The organism is Kitasatospora sp. NPDC004531 (genome assembly GCF_053602195.1).
Genome location: NZ_JBSGDD010000044.1, coordinates 36,139 through 55,558, shown reverse-complemented (window position 1 = coordinate 55,558; position 19,420 = coordinate 36,139). Strand labels below are relative to the sequence as shown.

General features: G+C 72.3%; 21 protein-coding genes. 7 read left to right on the top strand and 14 right to left on the bottom strand.

All coding sequences use genetic code 11. The features are described from left to right. The first annotated feature begins 235 nt into the window (after window positions 1-235). Window positions 236-739 carry a hypothetical protein gene (locus ACWEMJ_RS19205; RefSeq protein WP_452138247.1) on the top strand — a complete coding sequence of 168 codons (504 nt, stop codon included), beginning with the start codon at window positions 236-238 and terminating at the stop codon, window positions 737-739. A 57-nt stretch (window positions 740-796) separates the two neighbouring features. Here the strand turns inward: ACWEMJ_RS19205 and ACWEMJ_RS19200 are convergent, their stop codons facing one another. The 8 genes from ACWEMJ_RS19200 to ACWEMJ_RS19165 are packed head-to-tail and all read right to left on the bottom strand — an operon-like array spanning window position 797 to window position 7,573. Beyond that, entirely contained in the window at window positions 797-1,186 is a 390-nt protein-coding gene (locus ACWEMJ_RS19200; protein WP_452138246.1) for a metal-sulfur cluster assembly factor, read from the bottom strand. 22 nt (window positions 1,187-1,208) lie between these two features. Further along, window positions 1,209-1,661 (bottom strand): Fe-S cluster assembly sulfur transfer protein SufU, encoded by a 453-nt coding sequence (gene sufU / locus ACWEMJ_RS19195; RefSeq protein ID WP_452138245.1) that lies wholly within the window; start codon window positions 1,659-1,661, stop codon window positions 1,209-1,211. Between the two features lie 10 nt (window positions 1,662-1,671). Further along, a complete protein-coding gene (locus tag ACWEMJ_RS19190; RefSeq protein WP_452138244.1) occupies window positions 1,672-2,934 on the bottom strand; it encodes a cysteine desulfurase in 1,263 nt (420 codons plus the stop codon). Continuing rightward, the gene (gene sufC / locus ACWEMJ_RS19185) at window positions 2,931-3,695 is read right to left on the bottom strand and encodes a Fe-S cluster assembly ATPase SufC (RefSeq protein ID WP_452138243.1); all 765 of its coding nucleotides are present in this window, start codon (window positions 3,693-3,695) and stop codon (window positions 2,931-2,933) included. The genes ACWEMJ_RS19190 and sufC overlap by 4 nt, the downstream gene beginning before the upstream one ends. 7 nt (window positions 3,696-3,702) lie before the next feature. Next, a complete protein-coding gene (locus ACWEMJ_RS19180) occupies window positions 3,703-4,026 on the bottom strand; it encodes a non-heme iron oxygenase ferredoxin subunit (RefSeq protein ID WP_400897593.1) in 324 nt (107 codons plus the stop codon). Further along, on the bottom strand, window positions 4,023-5,255 hold the full coding sequence (sufD, locus tag ACWEMJ_RS19175) for a Fe-S cluster assembly protein SufD (protein WP_452138242.1): 1,233 nt from the start codon (window positions 5,253-5,255) through the stop codon (window positions 4,023-4,025). Before sufD ends, ACWEMJ_RS19180 begins: the two co-directional genes overlap by 4 nt. A 60-nt stretch (window positions 5,256-5,315) precedes the next feature. Then, a complete protein-coding gene (gene sufB, locus ACWEMJ_RS19170) occupies window positions 5,316-6,728 on the bottom strand; it encodes a Fe-S cluster assembly protein SufB (RefSeq protein WP_452138241.1) in 1,413 nt (470 codons plus the stop codon). After that, window positions 6,725-7,573 (bottom strand): helix-turn-helix transcriptional regulator, encoded by an 849-nt coding sequence (locus ACWEMJ_RS19165; protein ID WP_452138250.1) that lies wholly within the window; start codon window positions 7,571-7,573, stop codon window positions 6,725-6,727. Before ACWEMJ_RS19165 ends, sufB begins: the two co-directional genes overlap by 4 nt. 133 nt (window positions 7,574-7,706) lie before the next feature. Between ACWEMJ_RS19165 and ACWEMJ_RS19160 the strand changes: the two genes are divergently transcribed. Together ACWEMJ_RS19160 and ACWEMJ_RS19155 are read left to right on the top strand one after the other, a co-directional pair. Further along, complete coding sequence (locus ACWEMJ_RS19160) at window positions 7,707-8,624, top strand: ABC transporter ATP-binding protein (protein WP_452138240.1); 918 nt, start codon at window positions 7,707-7,709, stop codon at window positions 8,622-8,624. After that, window positions 8,621-9,391: an ABC transporter permease gene (locus ACWEMJ_RS19155; RefSeq protein WP_073814855.1), complete on the top strand. Its 771-nt coding sequence runs from the start codon at window positions 8,621-8,623 to the stop codon at window positions 9,389-9,391. The genes ACWEMJ_RS19160 and ACWEMJ_RS19155 overlap by 4 nt, the downstream gene beginning before the upstream one ends. A gap of 30 nt (window positions 9,392-9,421) precedes the next feature. Here ACWEMJ_RS19155 and ACWEMJ_RS19150 read toward each other — a convergent pair whose 3' ends face one another. Beyond that, window positions 9,422-10,705 carry a choice-of-anchor A family protein gene (locus ACWEMJ_RS19150; protein WP_452138239.1) on the bottom strand — a complete coding sequence of 428 codons (1,284 nt, stop codon included), beginning with the start codon at window positions 10,703-10,705 and terminating at the stop codon, window positions 9,422-9,424. 214 nt (window positions 10,706-10,919) lie between these two features. Here ACWEMJ_RS19150 and ACWEMJ_RS19145 point away from each other — a divergent pair, with 214 nt between their 5' ends. Beyond that, on the top strand, window positions 10,920-11,873 hold the full coding sequence (locus tag ACWEMJ_RS19145) for a COX15/CtaA family protein (RefSeq protein ID WP_452138238.1): 954 nt from the start codon (window positions 10,920-10,922) through the stop codon (window positions 11,871-11,873). A gap of 3 nt (window positions 11,874-11,876) precedes the next feature. Here the strand turns inward: ACWEMJ_RS19145 and ACWEMJ_RS19140 are convergent, their stop codons facing one another. Next, entirely contained in the window at window positions 11,877-12,407 is a 531-nt protein-coding gene (locus ACWEMJ_RS19140; protein WP_452138249.1) for a nitroreductase family protein, read from the bottom strand. A 120-nt stretch (window positions 12,408-12,527) separates the two neighbouring features. Between ACWEMJ_RS19140 and ACWEMJ_RS19135 the strand changes: the two genes are divergently transcribed. Further along, window positions 12,528-12,965, top strand: coding sequence for a MarR family winged helix-turn-helix transcriptional regulator (locus ACWEMJ_RS19135; RefSeq protein ID WP_452138237.1), 438 nt, complete (start codon window positions 12,528-12,530; stop codon window positions 12,963-12,965). 9 nt (window positions 12,966-12,974) lie between these two features. Here the strand turns inward: ACWEMJ_RS19135 and ACWEMJ_RS19130 are convergent, their stop codons facing one another. The 3 genes from ACWEMJ_RS19130 to ACWEMJ_RS19120 are packed head-to-tail and all read right to left on the bottom strand — an operon-like array spanning window position 12,975 to window position 15,145. Further along, window positions 12,975-13,307 (bottom strand): hypothetical protein, encoded by a 333-nt coding sequence (locus ACWEMJ_RS19130; RefSeq protein ID WP_035867061.1) that lies wholly within the window; start codon window positions 13,305-13,307, stop codon window positions 12,975-12,977. 9 nt (window positions 13,308-13,316) lie between these two features. Further along, entirely contained in the window at window positions 13,317-14,561 is a 1,245-nt protein-coding gene (locus tag ACWEMJ_RS19125; RefSeq protein ID WP_452138236.1) for an FAD-dependent monooxygenase, read from the bottom strand. Further along, window positions 14,558-15,145: a hypothetical protein gene (locus ACWEMJ_RS19120; protein WP_452138235.1), complete on the bottom strand. Its 588-nt coding sequence runs from the start codon at window positions 15,143-15,145 to the stop codon at window positions 14,558-14,560. Before ACWEMJ_RS19120 ends, ACWEMJ_RS19125 begins: the two co-directional genes overlap by 4 nt. A gap of 135 nt (window positions 15,146-15,280) precedes the next feature. Between ACWEMJ_RS19120 and ACWEMJ_RS19115 the strand changes: the two genes are divergently transcribed. Further along, entirely contained in the window at window positions 15,281-15,925 is a 645-nt protein-coding gene (locus tag ACWEMJ_RS19115; RefSeq protein WP_452138234.1) for a DUF2461 domain-containing protein, read from the top strand. Between the two features lie 26 nt (window positions 15,926-15,951). Here the strand turns inward: ACWEMJ_RS19115 and ACWEMJ_RS19110 are convergent, their stop codons facing one another. Then, entirely contained in the window at window positions 15,952-16,893 is a 942-nt protein-coding gene (locus tag ACWEMJ_RS19110) for a heme o synthase (protein WP_452138233.1), read from the bottom strand. Between the two features lie 402 nt (window positions 16,894-17,295). Here ACWEMJ_RS19110 and tkt point away from each other — a divergent pair, with 402 nt between their 5' ends. Next, window positions 17,296-19,392 carry a transketolase gene (gene tkt, locus ACWEMJ_RS19105; protein ID WP_452138232.1) on the top strand — a complete coding sequence of 699 codons (2,097 nt, stop codon included), beginning with the start codon at window positions 17,296-17,298 and terminating at the stop codon, window positions 19,390-19,392. Window positions 19,393-19,420: the final 28 nt, after the last annotated feature.

Below are 19,420 nucleotides of genomic sequence, written 5' to 3'. Positions count from 1 at the left end.
TCGGTGGCGACTTCGAGGAGTTCGCCGAGGTTGACGACGAAGGCGCCGTCCAGCGGGGGGACGTCCAGGAAGGTGCCGTCGGGGCGTTCGACCTGTCCGCGCCGCCCTCCGCCCGCCGGCCTCCCCGCCGCGCGTCACCACACCCGCCCACCTGCGCCCGCAGCGCCTGCGGCTGCCCCGCTCGGGCCGCCGCGAGTTCCTGCTGGCGGCCGGCGCGGGCTTCGTCTCCTACGCGGTGTTCGGCGTCTACCTGGCGCTCGCCCCCGCGTTCTCCGCCACCCTGCTGCACACCGACTCCCGGATGGCGGGCGCCGCCGTCGCGGCCCTGCTGCTCGGCTCGTCGGCGGCCGCCCAGCTGCTGGTCCCGCCGACCTCCGACCGCGCGGTGGTCGCCGCCGGCCTGACCGGCCTCGCCGTCGGCCTCGGCCTGCTCACCGCGGCCGCCGCCACCGGCACCCCCGCGCTCCTCTTCGTCGGCAGCGTGCTGGCCGGCGTCAGCCAGGGCATCGCCTTCCGCTCCCTGTTCACCACCGCCGTCGCCGCCCTCGACCCCGCCCGCCGCGGCAGCGAACTCTCCACCCTCTGGGTGATCGTCTACCTCGGCTCCTCCGCCCCGATCATCGCCGTCGGCACCCTCACCCGCGCCTGGGGCCTGCTCCCCGCCGTCACCGGCTTCGCCCTGCTCGCCGCCACCGCCTCACTGGCCCTGGCCGCCGCCGTCCTGCGCCGCAGGGCCTGACTGGAGGCACGCGGAAGGGGCGGAATCCCGATGGATTCCGCCCCTTCCGTCGAGCTGTCAGACGTTGAAGCCGAGCGCGCGCAGCTGGTCGCGGCCCTCGTCGGTGATCTTGTCGGGGCCCCACGGCGGCATCCAGACCCAGTTGATGCGCAGGTCCTTGACCAGGCCGTCGGTGGCGGTGCGGGCCTGGTCCTCGATGACGTCGGTGAGGGGGCAGGCCGCGGAGGTCAGCGTCATGTCGACGGTGGCGGTGTCGTCCTCGTCGATGTGCAGGCCGTAGATCAGGCCCAGGTTGACGACGTCGATGCCCAGTTCGGGGTCGACGACGTCCATCAGGGCCTCCATGAGGTCCTCGGTGGTGACCGTCCCGGCGGTGGTGAACGCGCCGGGGCTGTCGGACACCGCGACCTCGGCCGGGGCGGCCTCGGGGGTCTCGTTCTCGCTCATGAATCCAGTGTCCTAACGGGCGTCAGTCGTTGATCGAGGGGCGGCCGGACAGGGCCTTCGCGGTGGCGTCCTTCCAGGCCATCCAGCCGAGCAGGGCGCACTTGACCCGGGCCGGGTACTTGGAGACCCCGGCGAAGGCCACGGCGTCCTCCAGGATCTCCTCGTCGCCCTCGGACTGGCCCTTGCTCTGCATCAGTTCCAGGAAGGCCTCCTGGACCTGCTGGGCCTCGCCGACCGTCTTGCCGACCACCAGGTCGTTCAGGACGGAGGCGGAGGCCTGGCTGATCGAGCAGCCCTGCGACTCGTAGGAGACGTCCGCGACGACGGCGCCGTCGAGCTTCACCCGCAGGGTGATCTCGTCGCCGCACGTCGGGTTGACGTGGTGCACCTCGGCGTCGCCGTCCCGCAGCCCCTTGCCGTGGGGGTTGCGGTAGTGGTCCAGGATGATCTCCTGGTACATCGAGTCGAGCTTCATGCCAGCCACCTCAGCCGAAGAAGTTGCGGACGTGGTGGAGGCCGTCGATCAGCGCGTCCACCTCGCCGGGCGTGGAGTACAGATAGAACGACGCCCTGGTGGTCGCCGGAATTCCGTACCGCAGGCAGACCGGCCGCGCGCAGTGGTGGCCGACCCGGACGGCGATGCCCTGCTCGTCGAGGACCTGGCCCACGTCGTGGGGGTGGATGTCGCCCAGCGTGAAGGAGATCGCCGCACCGCGGTCCACGGCCGTGCGCGGGCCGATGATCCGCAGGTCGGGCACCTCGGCGAGGCGCTCGATCGCGTACGCGGTGATCGCGTGCTCGTGCGCGGCCACCTTGTCCATGCCGATCGCCGACAGGTAGTCGATGGCGGCGCCCAGCCCGACGGCCTGCGAGATCGGCGGGGTGCCGGCCTCGAACTTGTGCGGCGCGGGGGCGTAGGTGGACGAGCCCATGGTGACGGTCTCGATCATCTCGCCGCCGCCGAGGAACGGCGGGAGGTCCTCCAGCAGCTCCTGGCGTCCCCACAGCACGCCGATGCCGGTCGGGGCGAGCATCTTGTGGCCGGTGAAGGCGACGAAGTCGGCCTCCAGCGCCTGCACGTCGAGGGCGGCGTGCGGGGCGGCCTGCGAGGCGTCGATGGCGACCAGCGCGCCGACCGACTGCGCCTTGCGGACGATGGTCTCCACCGGGTTGACGGTGCCCAGCAGGTTCGACACCAGCGTCACCGAGACGATCTTCGTCTTCTCGGTGATCAGCTCGTCGATGTTGGACAGGTCGAGCCGGCCCTCGTCGGTCAGCCCGAACCACTTCAGCTTCGCACCGGTGCGCTGCGCCAGCAGCTGCCACGGCACGATGTTGGAGTGGTGCTCCATCTCGGTGATGACGATCTCCGAGTCGGCGTCCACCCGGTACGGCTCGTCGGCCCAACCCAGCATGTTGGCAACGAGGTTGAGCGACTCCGAGGCGTTCTTGGTGAAGATCACCTCGTTCCGGCTGGGCGCGTTGATGAACGCCGCGACCTTGTCCCGGGCGCCCTCGTACAGCGCGGTGGCCTCCTCGGCGAGCACGTGCACGCCGCGGTGGACGTTGGCGTTGTGCTGCTCGTAGTAGGCGTTCAGCGCGTCCAGCACCTGGCGCGGCTTCTGCGAGGTCGCCGCGTTGTCCAGGTAGACCAGCGGCTTGCCGTCGTGCAGCACCCGCGACAGGACCGGGAAGTCCTTGCGGATCGCGTCGGTGTCGAGGAGTCCGGTCAGATGGGAATGGGTCACTCGGAAGCGCCGCCCTTCACGTAGCTCTCGTAGCCCTCTTCCTCCAGCTTGTCGGCGAGCTCGGCGCCGCCGGACTCGACGATCTTGCCGCCCGCGAAGACGTGCACGTAGTCGGGCTTGATGTAGCGCAGGATGCGGGTGTAGTGGGTGACCAGCAGGGTGCCGACCTCGCCGGTGGAGCGGACCCGGTTGATGCCCTCGGAGACGATCCGCAGCGCGTCGACGTCCAGGCCGGAGTCGGTCTCGTCGAGGATCGCGACCTTCGGCTTGAGCAGCTCCAGCTGGAGGATCTCGTGGCGCTTCTTCTCACCGCCGGAGAAGCCCTCGTTGACGTTGCGCTCGGCGAACGCCGGGTCCATCTGCAGGGCGGCCATCGCCTCCTTGACCTCCTTGACCCACAGCCGCAGCTTGGGGGCCTCGCCGCGGACGGCGGTGGCGGCGGTGCGCAGGAAGTTGGAGACCGAGACGCCGGGCACCTCGACCGGGTACTGCATGGCCAGGAACAGGCCGGCCTTGGCGCGCTCGTCGACCGACATCGCCAGCACGTCCTCGCCGTCCAGCAGCACCTGGCCGCCGGTGACGGTGTACTTGGGGTGGCCGGCCAGCGAGTAGGCCAGGGTGGACTTGCCGGAGCCGTTCGGACCCATGATCGCGTGGGTCTCGCCCTGCTTGACCGTCAGGTCGACGCCCTTGAGGATCTCGCGGGGGCCGCCCTCGGCCTCGACGGTGACGTGCAGGTCGCGGATTTCAAGCGTTGCCATGGGGTACTCAGTTCTCCTGGTTGACGGAGACGAGCACATCGTCCCCTTCGATCTTTACGGGGTAGACGGCGACCGGCCTGGTCGCGGGCAGCCCGGACGGCTTTCCGGTGCGCAGGTCGAAGCTGGAGCCGTGCAGCCAGCACTCGATCATGCAGTCCTCGACCTCGCCCTCGGACAGCGAGACGTTGGCGTGCGAGCAGATGTCGTTGATCGCGAACACGCCCTCGTCGGTGCGGACGACCGCCACCGGGACGCCGTTCAGCTCGACCTTCTTGGGCACGTCCTCCTGCAGCACGCTCAGCGCACAGGCACGCACGTAGCCGGCACTCATGCGACCGTCTCTTCCAGCTCGGCCTCGATCTTCGCCATCAGGCGGTCCTGGATCTCGGCGACGCCGATCTGCTGGACCAGCTCGGCGAAGAAGCCGCGCACCACCAGGCGGCGGGCCTCGTCGGCCGGGATGCCGCGCGACTGCAGGTAGAACAGCTGCTCGTCGTCGAAGCGGCCGGTGGCGGAGGCGTGGCCGGCGCCGACGATCTCGCCGGTCTCGATCTCCAGGTTCGGGACCGAGTCGACCCGGGCGCCGTCGGTGAGCACCAGGTTGCGGTTGAGCTCGTAGGTGTCGGTGCCGACCGCGGCCGCGCGGATCAGCACGTCTCCGATCCACACCGCGTGCGCGTCCTCGCCCTGCAGCGCGCCCTTGTAGGCGACGTTGGAGCGGCAGTGCGGGGTGTCGTGGTCGATGATCAGGCGGTGCTCCAGGTGCTGGCCCGCGTCGGCGAAGTACAGGCCGAACAGCTCGGCCTCGCCGCCGGGGCCCGCGTAGGAGACCCGCGGGTGCAGGCGCACCAGGTCGCCGCCGAAGGTCACGACGACCGACTTGAACGAGGCGTCCCGACCGACCAGCGCGTTGCACTGGGCAGCGTGCACCGCGTCGCGCTCCCAGTCCTGGACGGAGACGAAGGTCAGCTTGGCGCCGTCGCCGACCAGCAGGTCGACGTTGGCGGCGCGGGTGCCGGTGCCGGAGTGGTTCAGCACCACGACGGCCTCGGCGAACGGCTTGACCTCGACCACCAGGTGGGCGAAGCGGACACCGCCCTCGCCGTGCACGTCGATCCGGACCGGCTCGGTCAGCACCGTCTCCTTGGGGACGGTCACCACCAGGGCCTGCTCGAAGGCGCTGAACGCCTGCGCAGCGACCCGGTCCACCGGGGTGCCGGCCTTGCCGATCCGGGCGTCGTCGCGGCCGACCAGCTCGGAGGTCACGCCCTCCGGCAGGCCCAGCTCGATCTTGTCCTCGCCCTTCACCGCGTCCACCGCGGTGCCGTCGTGCAGGCCGCCGAGGCGGTGCATCGGCGTGAAGCGCCAGTCCTCCTCGCGGCCGGTCGGCACCGGGAAGTCGTTGACGTCGAAGGACGGCTTGACCGCGACCCGGGCGTCGATCGGCTGCCGGACGCTCTCGCGGCCGGTGCCCGGGCCGGCGAGCTGCGCGCCGGCGCCGGCGGTGCCCACCTCGATCGAACCGGCGGTGGTGGAGCCGGGGGTGTTCTGCTCAGCCATGGCTGTTCGTGTTGCTCTCTTTCGGAAATGGTCGACGGACGGGCGGGGGCTGACGGCGCGTCAGCCGACCGCGCCCTCCATCTGCAGCTCGATCAGCCGGTTCAGCTCCAGCGCGTACTCCATCGGCAGCTCTCGGGCGATCGGCTCGACGAAGCCGCGGACGATCATCGCCATCGCCTCGGTCTCGGTCAGGCCGCGGCTCATCAGGTAGAAGAGCTGGTCCTCGGAGACCTTGGAGACCGTCGCCTCGTGGCCCATCGACACGTCGTCCTCGCGGACGTCCACGTACGGGTAGGTGTCCGAGCGGGAGATGGTGTCCACCAGCAGCGCGTCGCACAGCACGTTCGACTTGGCGCCGTGCGAGCCCTCGCCGATCTCGATCAGGCCGCGGTAGGAGGTCCGGCCGCCGCCGCGCGCCACCGACTTGGAGACGATGTGCGACGAGGTGTTCGGCGCCATGTGGACCATCTTCGCGCCGGCGTCCTGGTGCTGGCCCTCGCCCGCGAACGCGATCGACAGCGTCTCGCCCTTGGCGTGCTCGCCCATCAGGTAGACGGCCGGGTACTTCATGGTGACCTTGGAGCCGATGTTGCCGTCGACCCACTCCATGGTCGCGCCCTCGTACGCCACGGCGCGCTTGGTGACCAGGTTGTAGACGTTGTTCGACCAGTTCTGGATGGTCGTGTAGCGGCAGCGGCCGCCCTTCTTGACGATGATCTCGACCACCGCGGAGTGCAGCGAGTCCGAGGAGTAGATCGGCGCGGTGCAGCCCTCGACGTAGTGGACGTAGGCGTCCTCGTCGACGATGATCAGCGTCCGCTCGAACTGGCCCATGTTCTCGGTGTTGATCCGGAAGTAGGCCTGCAGCGGGATGTCCACGTGCACGCCCTTCGGCACGTAGATGAACGATCCGCCGGACCACACCGCGGTGTTCAGCGAGGCGAACTTGTTGTCGCCCACCGGGATGACGGTGCCGAAGTACTCCTTGAAGAGCTCCGGGTGCTCCTTCAGCGCGGTGTCGGTGTCCAGGAAGATGACGCCCTGCTCCTCCAGGTCCTCGCGGATCTGGTGGTAGACGACCTCGGACTCGTACTGGGCGGCGACACCGGCGACCAGGCGCTGCTTCTCCGCCTCCGGGATGCCCAGCTTGTCGTAGGTGGCCTTGATGTCGGCGGGCAGGTCCTCCCAGGACTCGGCCTGCTTCTCGGTCGAGCGCACGAAGTACTTGATGTTGTCGAAGTCGATGCCCGACAGGTCGGAGCCCCAGGTCGGCATGGGCTTCTTGCCGAACAGCTTCAGGCCCTTGAGGCGAAGGTTGAGCATCCACTCGGGCTCGCTCTTCTTCGCCGAGATGTCGCGGACGACCTCTTCGCTCAGGCCGCGCTTGGCGGCGGCACCGGCCGCGTCCGAGTCGGCCCAGCCGTACTCGTACGTGCCGAGGCCTTCGAGCTCGGGGTGTGCGATGTCAGTCATGCGAGGTTCCTCCGCGCGGTGGAGCCGGTTTCGTTGGGGGACGTACCGGCAGTCGGCACGGCACCGGGCGTCCGGGAGGACGACGGTGCGGCACCGGATGCCGGCACATACGTGGTGCAGACCCCGTCGCCGTGGGCGATGGTGGCCAGCCGTTGCACATGGGTGCCCAGGAGCTGCGAGAAGACCTCGGTCTCCGCCTCGCAGAGCTGCGGGAACTGCTCGGCGATGTGCGCGACCGGGCAGTGGTGCTGGCAGAGCTGGGCGCCGGCCGGGGCGGCGGGCGCCGAGCCGGCGGTGGGGACCCGCCGCACCGTGGCAGCGTACCCGTCGGCACTCAGGGCCTGGGCGAGTGCCTCGGCCCGCTGCTGGGCGTCGGCCTGTTCGACCGTGCCCGCGTACTTGCGGCCCTGCTTGGCGAGCCGGGCCCGGGCGAAGGCGGCGACCGCCTGCTCGCCCGCCTCGCCGCCGCCGGCCGCCTCCGAGATCCAGCGCAGCGCGTCCGCGGCGAGCTGGTCGTAGGCCTGGTGGAAGGCGTCCCGCCCGTCGTCGGTCAGGGCGAACACCTTGGCGGGGCGGCCCCGGCCGCGGCTGCCGTAGACCCGCTGCTCGCGGGACTCGACCAGCCCGGCGGCGGTCAGGCCGTCCAGGTGGCGGCGCACCGCGGCGGTGGTCAGGCCCAGGCGGCCGGCCAGGTCGGCGGCCGAGGACGGCCCGTGGTCGAGGATCGACCGTGCGACCCGCTCCCGGGTCGCCCGGTGGCCCTCGGTGAGCGCCTCCGCCGCCGCCGTCGCGGGCACGTCGCAGCCGGGAGCCTCGGGCTCCCGCTGAGCGTCATGCTCGCGGATGTTTTTCACAACACGATTGTTGCTTAATTCGCCGACGGGAGACAAGCCACGACCCGGGGCGCACCGGTGGCCTCCGTCACGGAAGGCAAGCCTTACCCGGACGGCGCAGCGGCCGGCTCCTACACTCGCGGGTATGCATGCAGACCCCGCCGTCGAGGTGACCGCACTGGTCAAGCGGTACGGCGACAAGACCGCCGTGGACGGCCTGGACCTGGCCGTCGCCCGCGGCGCCGTCACCGCCGTGCTCGGCCCGAACGGCGCGGGCAAGACCACCACGATCGAGACCTGCGAGGGCTACCGCCGCCCCGACGCCGGCACCGTCCGCGTCCTCGGGCTGGACCCGGTCGCGCAGGCCGCGCAGCTCCGCCCGCGGATCGGCGTGATGCTCCAGTCCGGGGGCGTGTACGCCGGTGCGCGCGCCCTCGAAATGCTCCGCCACACCGCGAAGCTGTACGCGAACCCGCTGCCCGTCGACCCGCTCGCCGAACGCCTCGGCCTCGACTCCTGCGGCCGCACCCCCTACCGCCGGCTCTCCGGCGGCCAGCAGCAGCGCCTGGCCCTCGCCATGGCCGTGGTCGGCCGCCCCGAACTGGTCTTCCTCGACGAGCCCACCGCCGGCCTCGACCCGCAGGCCCGCCGCGCCACCTGGGACCTGGTCGCCGAACTGCGCGCCGCCGGCGTCACCGTCGTCCTCACCACCCACCAGATGGACGAGGCCGAACAGCTCGCCGACCACGTCGCGATCATCGACCGCGGCCGGGTCGTCGCCCACGGCACCCCCGACGGGCTGCGCGGCGCCGACGCCCAGCTGCGCTTCGAGGGCCCCGCCGGACTGGACCTGGCCGGGCTGCGCAAGGTCCTCCCGGACGCCGCCGCCGTCACCGAGCCCGCCCCCGGCTCCTACCGCGTCGAGGCCGCCCTGGACGCCGCCCTGCTCGCCGCCGTCACCGGCTGGTGCGCCGAAGCCGGGGTGATGCCCGACAAGCTCGCGGTGCAGCGCCGCAGCCTCGAAGACGTCTTCCTCGACCTGACCGGACGTGACCTGCGATGACCGCCACCGACCTCACCCCCCGCCCGGGCGCCGCCCCGGTCGGCCGGATGCTGCTCGCGCAGACCGCCCTGGAGACCAGGATGCTGCTGCGCAACGGCGAGCAGCTGCTGCTCACCGTGGTCATCCCCACCGTGCTGCTGGTGCTGTTCTCCGCCGTCGACGTGGTCGCCGTGGACGGCCCCGGCAAGCGGGTCGACTTCCTCGCGCCCGGCCTGCTGGCGCTCGCCGTGATGTCCACCGCCTTCACCGGCCAGGCCATCGCCACCGGCTTCGAGCGCCGCTACGGCGTCCTCAAGCGGCTCGGCGCCACGCCGCTGCCGCGCTGGGCGCTGCTCACCGCGAAGACCGGCTGCGTGCTGGTCACCGAACTGCTCCAGGTGCTGCTGCTGTCCGGCATCGCGCTCGCCCTCGGCTGGTCGCCGCACGGCAACCCGCTCGCGGTGCTGCTCCTGCTGGTGCTCGGCACCGCCGCGTTCTCCGGCCTCGGCCTGCTGATGGCCGGCACGCTGCGCGCGGAGGCCACGCTGGCCGGCGCCAACCTGGTGTTCATCCTGCTGCTGCTGGCCGGCGGCGTGGTCGTCCCGCTCGCCAAGTTCCCGGACGCGGTGCGCCCGGTGCTGGAGCTGCTGCCGATCTCGGCCCTCTCCGACGGCCTGCGCTCGGTCCTCCAGCTGGGCGGCGGCACGCCCTGGGCCGACCTCGGCATCCTGGCCGTCTGGTCGGTGCTGGGCCTGGCCGCGGCGGCCCGCTTCTTCCGCTGGGAGTAGGGCCCCCGGGCGGGGGCCCTACTCCGGGGGTCAGGCGGAGGCGGCCTTCTTGCGGCGCGCCTTGTAGACCAGCGCGCCGCCGACGCCGAGCACCACGACACCGCCGACGGTCAGCGGCAGCAGGCCCTCGACGCCGGTGAACGCCAGCCCGCCACCGCCGCCGCCGCCCGAGCCGCCCGAGCCGTGGCTCGCGGACGGGGCGGGCGTGACACCGGCCGACGCACTCTCCGAAGGACCGGCCGAACCGCTCGGGCTCGGGGAGGCGGTGCCGCCCGGGGTCGAGGCGCTGCTCGACGGCGACGGGCTCTCGGAGGTGCCGGTGCTCCCCGAGGGGGACGGCGAGGGCGAGACCGGCGGCACCGTGGTGCCGGGCAGGCAGCCCTCGAACGGGTAGTGGTGGGTCTCGGCCCCGCCGCTGCCGGTCAGCGACTTCGCCCACACCGAGCCGTTCACCGGCCCGCCCCGGCCCAGGTCGAACGCCGCGTTCGGGGCCAGGATGCTGCCCGGCCAGGCGTTCCCGCTGTGCTTGGTGATCTTCGTGGCGGTCGGGAAGTTCCACAGCAGCCTGGACCGCTCGGCGCCGCCGTCCGCGGACTGGAGCTTGTCGTCCAGCACGTAGCTCTTCCTGGCGTTGTCCCAGATCAGGAAGCCGCTGGTGGGCGCCTTGGTCTGGTCGTAGCTGCCGCCGGTGACGGTGATCACGGTGGACGAGCCGGCCGGGACCTTGAGCTGGATCTCGTTCGCCTTCTGCAGGGTGTCCGCCGACACCGTGAAGAAGTTGGCCTTGGCGTCGGTGCCGGTGAAGGTCAGCGTCCGCCCGTCGGCGGCCGGGGCCGCGCCGGCGGTCCTGGCCAGTTCGGCGGAGAGCGCGCGCAGCTTGGCGAACTCGGCGGCGAAGTCGATCGGCGACGGGCCCTTGCCGACGCCCTCCAGCTGGCCGCCGCCGACGATCTGGCCGGCCACCACGCCCTTGCCCTTCATCACCTGGACGTGGGCGCCGTTCTGGACGAGATTGCCGCCGACCACCAGCGCCATGCCGCCGGGCAGCGCGGCCACCTCGGCGGCGGTGAGCTCGTTGCCGACGGTGAAGCCACCGTGGCTGAAATCGGCGTTGCCGCCGACCGCGACAGCGCCCTCGGCGTCGGGGCTGTGGGTGTCGTCGCCCTCGATGAACTCTCCGTACTTGCCGGCGACGCCGAGGCTGAAGCAGCTGCCCTCGCCGGGGGCGGCGGTCGCGGAGGTCGGAACGACCAGCGCGGCAAGGGCGAGGGAGCCACCGAGTGCCACGGCGGCAGCGGATATGGACTTGCGCATGTGCAGGACTCCGCGAATGGAGACGGGCAGGGGGAGATGAGCCCAACCTGTGAAAGGTCTGAACCAAGTCGCACCCTTTCGGCCACTCGCCGGTAGGTCAAGACCAGTGACCCGACACGCTCGAAAGCACCCGTTTTGTCCGCGCGTCCTCCCGGGCGCCCGCTCCACCGCGCCCGCCGCCGGAACGGCGTGTAAGCCCGCCTACCATGGTCCGGTGACCAATCCGTTCTCCCTCCTCGCCGAGCGCTGGCACCCGAGCCCGCAGCACGTCCGTCTGGCCGCCATGGCCGCCGTGGTGATGAGCGTGGTGATCGTGGTCACCGGCGGGGCCGTCCGGCTCACCGACTCCGGCCTCGGCTGCACCACCTGGCCCCGCTGCACCGGCGAGAGCCTGACGCCGACGGCCGCGATGGGCATCCACGGCGTCATCGAGTTCACCAACCGGATGCTGACCTACGTGCTGTCCGCCGCGGTCGGCTGGTTCATCCTGGCCGCCCGCTGCTGCAAGCCGTGGCGGCGCTCGCTGACCAGGCTCGGCTGGGCGCAGTTCTGGCTGGTGATGTCGAACGCGGTGATCGGCGGCATCACGGTGCTGACCCACCTCAACCCGTACGTGGTCGGCTTCCACATGGTGGCCGCGCTGGGCCTGGTGTGGACGACGGTGCTGGGCTGGGAGCGGTCCAAGGAGGGCGACGGCGAGCCGCGGCTGCTGGTCGCGCCGGCGATCCACCGCTTCGCGCAGGTGCTGGTGGGCTCGATCGGCGCGCTCGCGCTGGTCGGCACCCTGGTCACCGGCGCGGGCCACCACCCCGGCTCGGCCGGCACCCCGCGGATCACCACCTTCGACTACGACCGGCTCACCCAGGCCCACGCCGACCTGGTGTTCCTCTCGGTCGGCCTGACGCTGGCCGCGCTGCTGGTGTTCGCCGCCGTGAAGGCCCCCGCCGCGGCCCGGGCCCGGGTCCGCGAGCTGTTCGCGCTGCTGATGGTGCAGGGCGTGCTGGGCTTCGTCCAGTACTTCACCGACGCCCCCGAGCTGATGGTCGGCGTGCACATGCTGGGCGCCGCCCTGATCTGGGGCGCCGCCCTGCGCATCCCGCTGGCCCTGCGCACCCGCGCCCGGATCCCGGCCCAGGCCACCGCCCCGTCCACCGAGCTGGTGGCGTAGCGCTCACCACCTGTCCCAGTGCAGGACCTGCTCGCGCGGGATCCGTCGGGCCGGCTTGAAGTCCGTCCCGACGGTGTGCGCGAGCGGGATGAACGCCGCCAGCATCACCTCGCGGTGCGGGACGCCGAGCAGCTCGGCCAGCTCCCGCTCCACCGGGCCCTGCGCGGTGGTCCACACGGTGCCGAGGCCGCGGGCCCGGGCGGCCAGCATGAAGCTCCAGACAGCGGGCAGGATCGACCCCCAGGTCATCGACTGGTCGAGCACCGAGGCGCCCTCGGTGCGGCCCTCGATCGCCGGTACGACGAACGCGGGCACCCGGTGGACGTTGTCGTACAGGTGCTGCAGCCCGTCGTAGATCCGCTCCATGCTGCCGGGGTGGGCGTGCATCCGGGCGTGGTCGCGGGCGGTGGGCGGGGCGCCGCCGCCGGTGCGCAGCGCCTTGCGGAAGAGTTCGGCGACCTTCAGCCGCTGCTCGGTCCCGGTGACCACCAGGAAGTGCCACCGCTGCCGGTTGCGAGCACAGCACTCCCCTATCGTCTGGCGGCAGACAGTTGTTGCGCAGATGATCCGGAAGCATATGAGCCCATCGATCGACGGTCAAACAATCTGCGGCCAGACGATTACACTGCTGCCCAGGACCGATCAGGAGGACGGATGACCGACGGCTACTTCCCACAGCTCGCGGCCGAGCGGCCCGACATCGCCCTGTGCCGCGCCTCCTCGGCAGTGGCCCGGATCGCCGAGGCGCACGCCCGCGCGGCCGGCCTCGGCGTCGGCCCGCACCTGGTGCTGAAGATGCTCGCCGAGCGCGGCCCGTCCTCCCAGCGCGCCCTGGGCGAGCAGCTGCGGATCGACCGCACCGTGATGGTCGGCGTCTGCGACGGCCTGGAGCGGGACGGCCTGGTCCGCCGCGAGCGCGACCCCGCCGACCGCCGTGCCTACGCCGTCACCCTCACCCCGGCCGGCCGCCATCGCCTGGCCACCGCCGAGACCGCCGTGCCCGCCCTGCTGGACGAGGCGCTCGCCCCGCTGAACGCACAGGAGCGCGGACAGCTGTCCGCGCTCCTGCTCAAACTCACCGCCCAGGGGTGACGGCCCCCGTCAGATCTGGATGCCCGCCATCCGCTTCCACTCGTACGGGCCGGTCTTCACCTTCAGGCCCAGCTCGCCCTCGAAGTCGTCGTGCAGGGTGAGCCCGGCCAGCTCGGCGGCCCGGCGGCCGATCGCGTAGGTCGGGGCGACCTGGTCGCCCCAGGTGCCGTCCGCGCCGACCACCACGATCCGGGTGGCGGTGCGGCCGACGTACTCGACGACGCCGTCGGCGCTGCCGCCGTGCTGCGCGGCGAAGCTGGTCAGGTGCTTGGCAATGCGCTTGGCGCGGCGCTCGACGCGGGCGTCCGGCGCGGCGGTGGTGGCGGTCTCTGCGCTGGTCATGCCCGCATGCTACCGACCGGTAGCGCCGGTGGCGACGGCACCGCCCTGTGCCGACGGCCACATGGCGGGCAGCGCCAGCTCACCGGCCCCGGCGTAGGCCAGCGCGAACGCCGCGCCCTCCGGCCCGGGGACGGCGATCCGGCGGATCCGCTCCAGCCGCAGCCGCAGCGCGAACTCCCGCTCGCCGCCCGCCAGCCCGACGGGCAGGTGCAGCAGGTCGAGCAGCTGCTCGGAGAACTCCTGGGTCCGCCAGGCCGCGTCCAGCCTGCGCCGCTCGTAGCCGTCCAGCGGGCCCGGATCTCCCCCGCCGAGCTCGGCCAGCAGCGCGGACGCCAGGTCGGCCGCGTCGGCGACCGCCGAGTTCAGGCCCTTGGCGCCGGACGGGGTGACGGTGTGCGCGGCGTCCCCCGCCAGCAGCAGCCGGCCGGCCCGGATCCGGCGGGCGACCCGGCCGCGCATCCGCAGCATGCCGGTCTCCAGCAGCGCGCCCACGGCGGGGTCCGCGCCGCCGAGCGCCAGCCGCCGCCCGAGCTCGGCCCGGATCCGCCGCTCGTCCCACCCGCCCAGGTCCTCCTCGGCGGGCACCTCCAGGTAGAACCGCCCGACGTCGGCGGTGCGCGGCATCATCCCGGCGAACCCGTCCTCGTGCACCGCGTACCGGATCTGCTCGACCGGCCGGGAGATCCGCGCCAGCACCGTCAGCCAGTCGTACGGGTAGCGCCGCCCGGGGCCCTCCGAGCCGGCCGGGAAGGCGGCGGCGACCACGCTGTGCGCGCCGTCGCAGCCGATCGCGTACTCGGCGCGCAGCGGCCCGTCGGCGGTGTGCAGCACCGGCCGGCCCGCCGCGTCCTCGTCCACCCCCAGCACCGGCCGTTCGAACTCGATCAGGCCGCCGTCCTGCTCGTAGCGGGCGATCAGGTCGCGCAGCAGCAGCTGCTGCGGGTACACCCAGTGCCGGACGCCGCCGGACAGCAGGCCGTAGTCGACCAGCACGTGCTCGCCGAGGCAGGTCATCTCGCACCGCCCGTGCCGCTCGCCCTCGGCGGTCAGCCGGTCGGCCAGGCCGAGCGCCCGCAGGTACTCGACCACCCGGTGCTCCAGCACCCCGGCCCGGGCGGCGCTCTCCACCGCGGCCCGGGAGAGGCGTTCGTGGACGGTGACGGCGATCCCGGCCCGGTGCAGCACATGGGCGAGCACCAGCCCGGCGGGCCCGGCGCCGACGATCGCGACGGTGGTGGTGCGGCGGGGGGTCATCGGCGTCCTCCGGCGACGAGCAGGGCGGCGGACGCGGCGGGCACCGCGGCCGGGTGGAAGGTCTCGGTGACGACGGCCAGCGGCTGCGTCCCGTGCCACATCAGGTAGGTCTTGTAGGCGGCGTCCGCGCCGTCCCAGTCCCGCACCCCGGCGTCCAGCACGGTGCGCCGGTAGCCGGTGCCGGTGGCCTGCAGGGCGGCGCCGATCGGGGCGCCGGGGTCGGTCAGGCACTGTTCGGCGGCGCCGGAGAGGGCGGGCCGGGCGACCACCAGGTTGCGCGAGAGCTCGGCGCGCCCGGCGCCGGTGAGCACCGAGCGGCGGACGATCAGCTCCTCGTCCGCGCCGGCCCGCAGCAGCGCCGCCGCCCCGGGCGGCGCCCCGGCGGCGGCCACCCGCAGGTGGTCGGCGCAGCCGACCCGGACGGGCCCGCGGGTCCAGGCGGCGAGCAGGGTGGTGGTGAGCCCGTCCGCGCCGAGCAGCATCCGGGTGGGCGGTTCGGCGAAGGCCCCGATCCGCTCGGCGAGCTCGGCGGGTTCCCGGGCGTGGAAGCGGTGTCCGGACACGACGATGGACTGCAGCGGCATCGGTTCCCCCGAAAAGATGACGACAGGTCACGGCGGTCGCCGACCCTACTGGAGAACTGTTTCCCCCGACGAAACGTCACCCCCTGCCCGGGCAAAGCCGCCGGCCGGCCCGCCCGCACCGGGAATACTGGCCCGATGAGCGATTTCCGTGGCTGGCCGGCCGAGGCGCTGGAGTTCTACGAGCACCTGGAGGCCGACAACTCCAGGACCTTCTGGACCGAGCACCGGGCCCGGTACGAGGAGCAGGTGCGGGCCCCCATGGAGGCGCTGCTGGCCCGCCTGGAGCCCGAGTTCGGCCCGGGGAAGATCTTCCGCCCGAACCGGGACGTCCGCTTCTCCGCCGACAAGTCTCCGTACAAGACGCACATCGGCGCGGTGCTGGAGTCCGGCGGGTACGTGCAGCTGTCCGCCGACGGGCTGGCCTGCGGGCTCGGCTACTACCACCTGGCGAGCGACCAGCTGGCGGCCTACCGCGCCGCGGTCGCCGAGGACCTGCCGGGCGCCGAGCTGGAGCGGGTGGTGGCGGCGGTCCGCGCGGCCGGGCCCGAGGTGGTCGGGCGGGACAGCCTGAAGACCGCGCCGCGCGGCTACCCGAAGGACCACCCGCGGATCGAGCTGCTGCGCCACAAGGGCCTGATCGCCTGGCAGCAGTGGGAGCCCGCCCCGTGGCTGGGCACCGCGAAGGCCTACGGCCGGATCACCGGCTTCCTGCACGCGGCGGCCCCGCTGCACGAATGGCTGGAGAACCACGTCGGCCCCAGCGGGCTTGCGCCGCGCTGAGGCCGGAGGGGGTTTCGCAGGGGGTGTCAGCCGATGAACGGGTCGATCGCGACTTCCAGGAACAGCAGCGTCAGGTACGTGATCGACCAGTGGAACAGCCGCATCTCCTTGAGCTTGGCGCCCACGATGCCGGCCTTGGCGCGCGACTGGAGCGCGTACGCCTCCTTCATCCACAGCGCACCGAGCACGGCGGCGGTGACCGGGTACAGCCAGCTGGTGTGCGCGACCGGCCACAGCAGCATCGAGGTCGCCACCATCACCCAGGAGTAGACGACGACCTGCTTGGCCACGCCGATGTTGCCGCGAATCACCGGGAGCATCGGCACGCCGGCCCGGGTGTAGTCGTCGCGGACCTTCATCGACAGCACCCAGGTGTGCGGCGGCGTCCAGAAGAACACCACCAGGAACAGCAGCAGCGCCGACCAGGACAGCGAGTCGGTGATCGACGCCCAGCCGACGAACACCGGCATGCAGCCGGCGATGCCGCCCCAGACGACGTTCTGCGCGGTGCGCCGCTTGAGGCCCAGCGTGTAGACGAACACGTAGAACAGCAGCGCGGCCAGCGCGAGCGCCGCGGACAGCCAGTTGACCAGGAGCCCGAGCCAGACGGTGGAGACCACGGCCAGCGTGACACCGAAGACCACGGCCTCCCGGGGGGAGACCATGCCGGTGACGATCGGACGCCGTTCGGTGCGGGACATCACCGCGTCGATGTCGCGGTCGATGTACATGTTGAGCGCGTTGGCGCCGCCCGCGGACAGGTAGCCGCCGACCACCACCGCGAGCACCCGCCACAGGTTGGGCACGCCGCCCTGGGCCAGGAACATCACCGGCACCGTGGAGATCAGCAGCAGCTCGATGATCCGCGGTTTGGTGAGGGCGACGAAGGCCCCGATGCGGGCCCCGAACGGCCGGCGTGCGGTGCTCGTCCCTACCACCCCGGCGGGGCGGGCTTCGACGGCGGTCACGGACACCTCAACAGTCGATGAACTTCCACAGGCGTCCCGGAGACCCGCAGGGTGCCCACCGTCCGCGCTGCGCGTACCACGCAACCATAGACGTTCCATATCTCCCGATCCGCCCCGGGGTCCCCCGGCGAGCCGTGTGCGCTCGCGTCTTGCCCCTCGGACGGGCAAACCCTCCCCGGCCGGGTGAATGTAGGACAGAGCAGTTGACGAGCCACCAGGGGAATGCGACGCCTCCCGTCCACGTTGCCCGGCACGCAGGGTGAGGTGCCCCGCAAACGGTAGGCTCGCACAGAGAAGCGGGATCAACCCTCCGTGATCGGCACCAGCCACAGCGGCGTGGCCGACCGGTCCCCTTCACGGGGTGACACTTCTACAAAAATCCGGAAGGAGCCCTGAGCCAGGGTGAGCACGACGCCGAACGTATTCGAGTGGAGCGAGCTGGACCAGCGTGCCGTTGACACGGCCCGGGTCCTGGCCATGGACGCCGTGCAGAAGGTGGGTAACGGGCACCCGGGCACTGCGATGTCGCTGGCCCCCGCCGCCTACCTCATCTTCCAGCGCTTCCTGCGCCACGACCCGACCGACCCGACCTGGGTCGGCCGCGACCGCTTCGTGCTCTCGCCGGGGCACACCTCCCTCACGCTGTACACCCAGCTGTTCCTGTCCGGTTACGGACTGTCGCTGGACGACCTGAAGGCCTTCCGGGTCGCGGGCAGCCGCACCCCGGGGCACCCCGAGCACGGCCACACCGCCGGTGTCGAGACCACCACCGGCCCGCTCGGCCAGGGCGTCGGCAACGCGGTCGGCATGGCGATGGCCGCCCGCTACGAGCGCGGCCTGTTCGACCCGGACGCGCCGGCCGGCACCTCGCCGTTCGACCACACCATCTGGGCGATCGTCTCCGACGGCGACCTCCAGGAGGGCATCTCCGCCGAGGCGTCCTCGCTGGCCGGCCACCAGAAGCTGGGCAACCTGGTCGCGCTGTACGACGACAACCACATCTCCATCGAGGGCGACACCGCCACCGCGTTCTCCGAGGACGTGCTGGCCCGCTACGAGGCGTACGGCTGGCACGTCCAGCGGGTCGTCCCGAAGTCGGACGGCGACATCGACGTGGTCGCGCTGGCCGCCGCGCTGGAGGCCGCCAAGGCCGAGACCGAGCGGCCGTCGATCATCGCGATGCGCACCATCATCGCCTGGCCCGCGCCGAACGCCCAGGACACCGCCAAGGCGCACGGCTCGGCCCTCGGCGACGCCGAGATCGCCGCCACCAAGAAGGTGCTGGGCTTCGACCCGCAGAAGACCTTCGAGGTGACCGACCAGGTGATCGCGCACACCCGCGAGGTCGTGCAGCGCGGCCAGGCCGCCCGCACCGCCTGGGAGGAGCAGCTGCGCGAGTGGCGCGCCGGCAACCCGCAGCGCGCCGCCGAGTTCGACCGGATCCAGATCGGCGAGCTGCCCGACGGCTGGGAGAAGTCCCTGCCGGTCTTCCCGGCCGGCAAGGACGTCGCCACCCGCAAGGCCTCCGGCGACACGCTGAAGGCCGTCGGCAAGCTGATCCCCGAGCTGTGGGGCGGCTCCGCGGACCTCGCCGAGTCCAACCTGACCACCATCGACGAGGAGTCCTCCTTCCTTCCGGAGGGCAACTCGCTCAAGAGCGCCTCGCCGTACGGCCGCACCGTCCACTACGGCATCCGCGAGCACGCCATGGGCTCCGTGATGAACGGCATCGCGCTGCACGGCCGCACCCGCATCTACGGCGGCACCTTCCTGGTGTTCTCCGACTACATGCGGCCCGCGGTCCGGCTCGCCGCGCTGATGAAGCTGCCGGTGGTCTACGTCTGGACGCACGACTCGATCGGCCTCGGCGAGGACGGCCCGACCCACCAGCCGGTGGAGCACCTGGCCGCGCTGCGCGCCATCCCGGGCCTGGCCGTGGTCCGCCCGGCGGACGCCAACGAGACCGCCGTGGTCTGGCGCACCGTGCTGGAGCGGCAGACCAGCCACCCCGGCCCGGTCGGCCTGGTGCTGACCCGCCAGGGCGTGCCGACCTTCGACCGCGAGGTGTTCGGCTCCGCCGAGGGCGCGGCCAAGGGCGGCTACGTGCTGGCCGAGGCCGAGGGCGGCGAGCCCAAGGTGATCCTGATCGGCACCGGCTCCGAGGTGCAGTTGGCGATGCAGGCCCGCGAGGCCCTGCAGGCCGAGGGCGTCCCGGCCCGCGTGGTGTCGATGCCGTCCGTGGAGTGGTTCAACGAGCAGGACCAGGCGTACCGCGACAGCGTGCTGCCGCCGAACGTCCGGGCCCGGGTCTCGGTCGAGGCGGGCATCGCCCAGGGCTGGCGCGAGCTGGTCGGCGACGCCGGTCGGATCATCAGCCTGGAGCACTTCGGCGCCTCCGCCGACTACAAGGTGCTCTACCAGGAGTTCGGCATCACCGCGGACGCGGTCGCCAACGCGGCCCGCGCCTCGCTGCGCACGGTCGAGGCCGTCTCCCGCTAGCGGTCGCACCCCGGCCCGGGGGATCCGC